Here is a 7,421-nt window from a genome sequence, read left to right as displayed (position 1 = left end):
TATCGACCTGGACAACTTCAAGACCTATAACGATACCCTCGGCCATGCCACTGGCGATGAGGTGTTGCGCATCGTTGCCCAGCGGGTGTCACATACCATCCGCGCCCATGATGTGCTGTCCCGGGTTGGCGGCGACGAGTTCGCCATCATCGTGGCCGACATACCCGAGGTCGGGTTAGCCGAGCGGGTGGCCAGGAAATTTCTGGAGGCGCTGGGGCAACCGCTGACGATCAACAAGGCCGAGGTTTTCATCACCGCCAGCATCGGCATCAGCGTTTGCCCGGATGACGCAACCGATGTGCAGGACTTGCTCAAGTTTGCCGATGCCGCCATGTATCACGCCAAGAATAGCGGCAAGAATGCCCATTGTGTGTTTACCCCGTCCATGCGCGGGGCCGCAGAGCGGCGATTCGCGATGGAAGGGGCGATGCGGCGCGCACTCGAGCGCAACGAGCTCCAACTGCTGTACCAGCCCAAGGTCGACATGGCGTCGCAGCGCGTGATCGGCGCCGAAGCCCTGATCCGCTGGCACTCGCCCGAACTCGGTCCGCTTGGCCCGTATGAATTCATTCCGCTGGCCGAAGAGACCGGCATGATCATCCAGATCGGCGAGTGGGTGCTCGAAACCGCTTGCCGGCAATTGAAGGTATGGCACGACGCCGGCTATCCACAGGTTGGCATGTCGGTCAACCTGTCTGGCCGGCAGTTGCGCGAGATTCCTTTCGTTGACAATGTCCGCGCCGTGGTCGAGCGCACCGGCGTGAGTCCGTATGCCCTTGAGCTGGAGCTGACAGAAAGCATGCTGATGGATGCCGGCAACCAGACCATCGCCAAGCTGCATGCCCTGAAGGCGATCGGCATTGGCCTGGCGATCGATGACTTTGGCACCGGGTACTCGTCGATGAGTTACCTGAAGATGTTCCCGATCGATACATTGAAGATCGACCAGAGCTTTGTCCGCGACCTGCCGGGCAACAGCGAAGATTGCGCCATCGTGCAGGCGATCCTGGCGATGGCGCGTAACCTGCACTTGCAGGTGGTGGTCGAGGGTATCGAAACATCCGGCCAGGCGGACTTTTTACGCGCCAATGGCTGTGGCAAGGCGCAGGGCATGCTGTACGGCGCACCGATGACAGCGGCTGAGTTCGCCGTGCTGCTGGAGACCCAGCCCTTGGTCAGGCGGACCGGCCCGGTACATGCCAATGCCCGGCATACCCTGTTGCGCCGGACAAAAGCCTGAAGCAGGAGCGGCCGGCTGGGTGGATGAAATCTGGCTCACCGGCGTAGCGACGAGCCATTGGACCATTCGTGCCGGGCTATTTGTAGCCGACCCGATCCAGTATTTTTTGCGCTGCCACCTGGTTGCGGCCAATCGCACTGATCGGCACATTTTCCGGCTTGAATTTGCCCATCGATTCAATCGCCGGGTTTTTCACCATGACACCCGCAACGGCAGGCCATTCATTGTTGCCGTCGGCAAAATAGGCCTGCGCCTGGTCACTGGCCAGGTACTCAAGGAACATGAGCGCGGCCTCCCGGTGCGGCGCATGGCGCGCCACAGCGCCACCCGACACATTGATATGCGTGCCAGAGGATTGCTGGTTGGGCCAGATGAAACCGACCCTGCTCATGGCTTCACGATCGTCAGCCTTGGTTGAACGCAGCATGCGCGCGTAGTAATACGAATTGGCCAGTGTCACGCCGCACTCCCCGGCCGCAACGCTCTTGATCTGGTCTGTGTCGCCACCGCGCGGCGGACGGGCGAAGTTGGCGACCATGCCCTGCGCCCATTTTTCGGTAGCAGGCTCGCCGTTGCGCTGGACCATCGCGCCAATCAGGGAAAGCATGTATGGATGCGAGCCGGAACGAGTGCACACCCGGCCTTTATTTTTTGGGTCGGCCAGCGATTCATAGGTCGGCACATCGGCCGGATTCACGCTCATCTTGTTGTACACGATGATCCGCGCGCGGGTCGAGAAACCGAACCACTGGGCACCCTTGCCCTCGTCGCCGCCCTGCAAGTTGGCCGGAATGCGCGCAGCCAGCACTTTGGATTGCACCGGCTGGAACAGGCCCGCCGATTCTGCCCGCCACAGACGCGCAGCGTCGACCATCAGGATTACGTCGGCCGGACTGCTGCGGCCCTCGGTCTTGAGGCGCTCGAACAGAGCGTTGTCGTCGGCTTCGATGCGATTGATCCGGATCCCGGTTTGCCGGGTGAAGTTGCTGTAGAGCTGTTCGTCGGTCTGGTAGTGACGCGCCGAGTAGAGGTTCAGGACTTTTTCCTGGGCCAGGGAATCGGGGGCCACGGCGAACAATGCACACAGTGCCAGGGCGGCAAATGGTTTGACCAAGCCAGACGGTGTGCCGGCTTGCTGGCGAGGATGCGATAAAAAGACCCGATGGAACACGGATATTCTCCTTAGTGATTTCATTTTCTTAATGCGAATGATAACACTTCTCATTTGAGAAGTAAAAGTTTTCGTCCAAATGAAAACATTGTGCTGGCTAATTTGATCCACTCTAAAAATGAGACTCCAGGGTAAATCCACTCACTCCCCGGTAACGCGCTGGGAGTCGATCGATCCTACACTCCACGCCAGCCATTGGTCCCGCCGTCCTGCAGCGAATGCCTGCGGGCAACGTCGGTTGACGTGGGCGGCATGCACGCGCAATCCTGCCATGCCACTTGTGCCGCTGGACTGGATATAACAATATCGTCAACGCCGCGCCCGAATGTCGCCGGTGACGGAAAATACAAGGAGGAGATCCGAGCATGCTTGATCTGGGACGCAGTTTCCTGGCGTCGGTTGAACGCAATCCGAGCGCCACAGCGATCGTCGACAATGATTGTCGCTTGAGCTACGCAGCGTGGTTCGGGCATATACAAAGCGCGGCGGCTGGTTTGGCCAGCCTGGGCCTGTCGCGCGGCGACCATCTGGTCGTGATCCTGCAAAATCGCTGGGAGATGGCAACCCTGCACTGGGCCTGCCAATTTTCCGGCGTGATCATGACACCGCTGAACTGGCGCGTGAAGCCCGATGAAATCGACTATTGTGCACAGGACGCCGGCGCTCGCGTGCTGGTTTACCAGGATGTGTCGGCCGATGCCGTCGCGCAATCGCAGGTCGCCCAGGGCATGCTGCGCATTGCGGTGGGCATCGATGGCCAGGCAAATGGCGACATCGCGTTCGATGCCCTGCTGGCCACGCCATCGACAGGCACCATACTGGCCGCCCAGCCGGACGACTGGTCGCTGATGCTCTATACCTCCGGCACTACCGGCAAGCCCAAGGGCGTGCCGCGCCGGCACCGGCACGAACGGCATGCCGCGCTGGCCCACGTTGCGCAGAACCTGTACCGCTATGGCGAGCGCACGCTGGGCGTGATGCCGCTTTACCATACGATGGGCGTGCGTTCCTTGCTGGCGATGGCGCTGATCGACGGCCGCTTCGTGTGCGTACCGCGCTTTGATCCGGCGGCAGTGCTGAAGTCGATTGCCGACGAAGCCATCACCAACCTCTACCTGGTGCCAACGCTATACCACGACGTGCTGGCACATCCGGACGCGGCCACTGCCGACCTCTCTACCGTGCGCAAGCTGGGCTTTGCCGGCGCGCCGATGAATGAAGCCCTGGTGCACAAACTGATCGAGCGCTTCAAGCCGGAACTGTTCGTGAACCACTACGGTTCGTCGGAAATCTATACGTTCACGATTGACCAGCGCGCCGCCGACAAGCCGGGCAGCGCCGGGCGTGCCGGCATCAACCAGCGCATCCGCGTCATCAAGCTCGACACATTTGACGTTGATCAACGCGCGGCGGTGGACGAAGAAGGCCAGATCATTGCCGACATGGCCAGTGAGGAATCCTTTGAAGGCTACTGGAACCGTCCCGATGCCGACGCCAAGTCGCTGCACCAGGGCTGGTACTTTACCGGCGACATGGGCTATGTCGATGCCGACGGCGATCTGTTCGTCACCGGCCGGGTGGATGACATGATGATCAGCGGCGGTGAAAACATCTCGCCGGTGGAAATCGAAAGCCTGTTGTCGCTCCATCCGGATGTCGACGAAGTGGCCGTAGTCGGCCTGCCCGATGAACGCTGGGGGCAGCGTGTCACCGCCTTCATCAAGCGCCGTGGCCAGGTCACCGGTGAACAGCTCAATGACCATTGCGTGACCTCCGGCCTGGCCAACTTCAAGCGTCCGCGCGGCTATGTCTTTGTACGTGAAGTGCCTCGCTCGGCGGTGGGCAAGCTGCTGCGCCGCAAACTGATCGCCAACGAATACGAGCCGGAGAGCTGAACCAGGCCGGGGCGCTGACGGTCCCCGGGTACCATGCTGTTTTTCCCTATCTCGCTTGTCCCACGGTCCGGATGAGCCCAATGAAAGCACAACAAGGAGTCGCCATGAGCCAGTTGAAACACCCCGCCCAGTCCCTGCTGGAAAACCTGAACGGATTTTCTGTCGTGATCGATGCCGCCCGCCAGCGCGCCGACATCATCCTCGACCGGCCGCCGTTCAATATCATCCTGATGCCGCAGCGCGATCAGTTGCGTCTGGTATTCGAAGCACTGGATGACAATCCTGACGTGCGCGTGATTGTCGTGCGCGCAGTCGGTGAGCATTTCTCCAGTGGCGGCGACATCAAGGGCTTCCTGGAAGCATCGCCCGAGCATGTTTCCAAGCTGGCCTGGAATATCGCTGCCCCTACCCGCTGCAGCAAGCCAGTCATCGCCGCCAACCGCGGCTATTGCTTTGGCGTCGGTTTCGAGCTGTCGCTGGCCTGCGATTTCCGGATTGCCAGCGAGACCACCTTGTATGCACTGCCGGAACAAAAGCTGGGCCAGATCCCCGGATCCGGCGGCTCAGCACGCCTGCAAAAAATGGTCGGTATTACCCGCACCAAGGACATCGTGATGCGCTCGCGCCGGATTCCCGGCAAACAGGCTTACGATTGGGGCGTCGCCACCGAATGCGTGCCGGACGCCGAGCTCGAAGCAGCGACCGATCGCCTGGTCGACGAACTGCGCACATTCTCGCCACTGGCCCAGCGCACCGCCAAGAAAATGCTGAACGATACCGAGGATTCGCCGCTGTCCATCGCCATCGAACTCGAAGGCCATTGCTACAGCCGCCTGCGGCAATCGCATGATTTCAAGGAAGGTGTGGAGGCGTTCCACGGCAAGCGTCCGCCAAAATTCGAAGGCAGGTAAGTACAGCAACAGCAGGCAAACACCGACCGGGGCATGCCACTCACCAACGAATGCCCCGGCGCAAAAACCAACGGAGATCATCATGAACAAACATTTCGGCAAGACCCGTCGTTTCCTGCTGGCGGGGGCCATTGCGGCCGCGGGCAGCGCCCTGCTAGGCGCCTCCCCGGCGATGGCGCAAGAGCTGGCCGAAGTGCGCGTGGGCACCAACGGTGTTGTCAGCGATGCGGCATTTTTCATTGCCAACCGCAAGGGCTACTTCAAGGAACAGGGCATCCGCATTACGCTGATCCCGTTTGACGCCGGTCCGAAAATGATTGCACCGCTGGGTACCGGCCAACTTGATGCTGCAGCTGGCGCCATGTCGGCTGGCCTGTATAACGCTGCTGCGCGCGGCATCAACATCAAGGTCGTTGCCGACAAGGGATCGGTCGAGCCGGGCTATGACTATATGCCGGTGCTGGTGCGCAAAGCCCTGGTCGACAGCGGCAAAGTCAAAAGCTTTGCCGACTTCAAGGGGCTGAAAGTGGCGCAGGCGGCCAAGGGCGGCTCGCCCGGCTCCAAGTTGAACGAAGCGCTCAAGAGCGGCGGCTTGACCTATAACGACGTGCAGCATGAATACCTGGGCTATCCGCAACATGTGACGGCGCTGTCGAATGCGGCGATCGATGCGTCGGTGACCACCGAGCCATCGGCCAGCCAGGCAGTCGAGCGCGGCATCGCGGTCAAGATGTCGACCGACAAGGCGTACGGCGACCAGCAGGTGGCCGTGTTGCTGTATGGCGGCGATTTCATCAAGAAGTCGCCCGAGCTGGCCCGCAAGTTCATGATCGCCTACCTGAAAGGCGCACGGTTCTATAATGACGCGCTCAAGGATGGCAGGTTCGCCGGCCCCAATGCCGCTGAGTTGATTACCATGCTGATCGCCGATACCCGGGTCAAGGATCCGGAAATCTACAAGAAAATGGTGCCCAACGCAGTGGACCCGGATGGCAAGCTCAATGAAGCCAGCCTGCGCCGCGATTTCGCGTTCTACAAGGATCAGGGCTACCTCGAAGGGGCGGTCACTGTCGAGCAGGTCGTCGACCGCTCGTTTGCCGAAGCTGCCGTCAAGGTGCTCGGCCCCTATAAACAGAAACGCTAGGAAAATAAATTGAGTTCCACACCTGACCTGGCAGCCGGCGCTGCGCCGCCGAAAATTTCGCTGCGCAACGTCACCAAGAGTTTTGATACCCGCGACGGCCCCTTCGTCGCGGTAGACGATCTCACGCTAGATATTCCATCCGGTTCCTTTTTCGTGATTGTCGGCCCCAGCGGCTGCGGCAAGACGACCCTGATCAGGATGCTCGGCGGCCTTGAGCAACCGACCAGCGGCAGCATGGAAATCCGTGCCGACCGCCCGGGCAAGCCGCTCAATTCCATGATTTTCCAGGGCGATTCGATCTTTCCCTGGATGACGGTCTGGGACAACGCCGCCTATGGCCTGCGCATGCGCGGCATGCCAAAAGCCGAAATCAAGGACGTGGTCGGCCATTACCTCAATAAAACCGGCCTTGGCCGCTTTGCCGACCGTTACCCGCATCAACTATCGGGCGGAATGAAGCAACGGGTATCGATTGCGCGCGCATTCGCCACCGATCCGGAAGTGCTGCTGATGGACGAGCCGTTTTCAGCCCTCGATGAACAGAACAAGACGCTGCTGCAAGAAGAAGTGCTGCGCATCTGGGATGAAGACAAGAAGACTGTCGTGTTCATCACCCACAGTGTCGACGAGGCCGTGACACTGGGCGACCGCATCATGGTGATGTCGGCCCACCCCGGCCGCATCAAGGCCATGATCGACGTGCCCTTCGAGCGGCCGCGCAATGTGCTGGAGCTGCGTGCCAAGCCCGCTTACGGCGAGATGGTGTATGGCATCTGGAGTCACCTGCGCGATGAAGTGCGCCGTGCCAAAGAACAAGAGGAAGAGCGCGCATGAAGCCCACATCGAAAGCCAATGAGCGGCTGATCGCCCTCGCCTCGCCGCTGCTGCTGTTGCTGCTCTGGGAAGTCGCGGCACGGGTCGGCTGGATTGACGCGCGATTTTTCCCGGCGCCGTCCGTCATCGGGGAAAAGGCGCTGAAGCTGGCCGCCACCGGCGAACTCTGGGAACACCTGTGGGCCAGCATGCAGCGGCTGCTTTGGGGCTCGCTGCTGGGCGGCAT

The 7,421-nt window shown here is 60.7% G+C and carries 6 protein-coding genes and 1 pseudogene; 6 read left to right on the top strand and 1 reads right to left on the bottom strand.

Going from position 1 to position 7,421, the window contains the following annotated elements; translation table 11 throughout:
- Positions 1 to 1,240 (top strand): bifunctional diguanylate cyclase/phosphodiesterase (locus Q7T64_RS11945; protein ID WP_304795845.1); only part of this gene is annotated, 1,240 nt, incomplete at its 5' end.
- 76 nt (positions 1,241 to 1,316) lie between these two features.
- Here Q7T64_RS11945 and Q7T64_RS11940 read toward each other — a convergent pair.
- A complete protein-coding gene (locus Q7T64_RS11940) occupies positions 1,317 to 2,309 on the bottom strand; it encodes a Fe(3+) ABC transporter substrate-binding protein (protein ID WP_304795842.1) in 993 nt (330 codons plus the stop codon).
- Positions 2,310 to 2,776: 467 nt separating this feature from the next.
- On the opposite strand from Q7T64_RS11940, the gene Q7T64_RS11935 reads away from it, so the two are divergent.
- The 5 genes and pseudogenes from Q7T64_RS11935 to Q7T64_RS11915 all read left to right on the top strand — a co-directional run.
- Positions 2,777 to 4,306 carry an AMP-binding protein gene (locus Q7T64_RS11935; protein WP_304795840.1) on the top strand — a complete coding sequence of 510 codons (1,530 nt, stop codon included), beginning with the start codon at positions 2,777 to 2,779 and terminating at the stop codon, positions 4,304 to 4,306.
- 104 nt (positions 4,307 to 4,410) lie between these two features.
- Positions 4,411 to 5,217: an enoyl-CoA hydratase/isomerase family protein gene (locus tag Q7T64_RS11930; protein WP_304795838.1), complete on the top strand. Its 807-nt coding sequence runs from the start codon at positions 4,411 to 4,413 to the stop codon at positions 5,215 to 5,217.
- A gap of 82 nt (positions 5,218 to 5,299) precedes the next feature.
- Positions 5,300 to 6,361 (top strand): ABC transporter substrate-binding protein, encoded by a 1,062-nt coding sequence (locus tag Q7T64_RS11925; protein WP_304795836.1) that lies wholly within the window; start codon positions 5,300 to 5,302, stop codon positions 6,359 to 6,361.
- 9 nt (positions 6,362 to 6,370) lie between these two features.
- Positions 6,371 to 7,195, top strand: coding sequence for an ABC transporter ATP-binding protein (locus Q7T64_RS11920; protein WP_304795834.1), 825 nt, complete (start codon positions 6,371 to 6,373; stop codon positions 7,193 to 7,195).
- Positions 7,192 to 7,421, top strand: a pseudogene (locus Q7T64_RS11915) (ABC transporter permease); the annotation flags it as partial. The gene Q7T64_RS11920 and the pseudogene Q7T64_RS11915, both read left to right, overlap by 4 nt.

Source organism: Lacisediminimonas sp. (genome assembly GCF_030645335.1).
In the GTDB taxonomy this organism is placed as follows: Bacteria; Pseudomonadota; Gammaproteobacteria; order Burkholderiales; family Burkholderiaceae_D; genus Lacisediminimonas.
Note: the sequence above shows the minus strand (reverse complement) of the source record. Positions and strands in the feature narration are given on the sequence as shown.

Coding starts and splice junctions, on each gene's coding strand:
- Q7T64_RS11935 (WP_304795840.1), top strand. CDS start 2,777: ATGCTTGATCTGGGACGCAGTTTCCTGGCGTCGGTTGAACGCAATCCG.
- Q7T64_RS11930 (WP_304795838.1), top strand. CDS start 4,411: ATGAGCCAGTTGAAACACCCCGCCCAGTCCCTGCTGGAAAACCTGAAC.
- Q7T64_RS11925 (WP_304795836.1), top strand. CDS start 5,300: ATGAACAAACATTTCGGCAAGACCCGTCGTTTCCTGCTGGCGGGGGCC.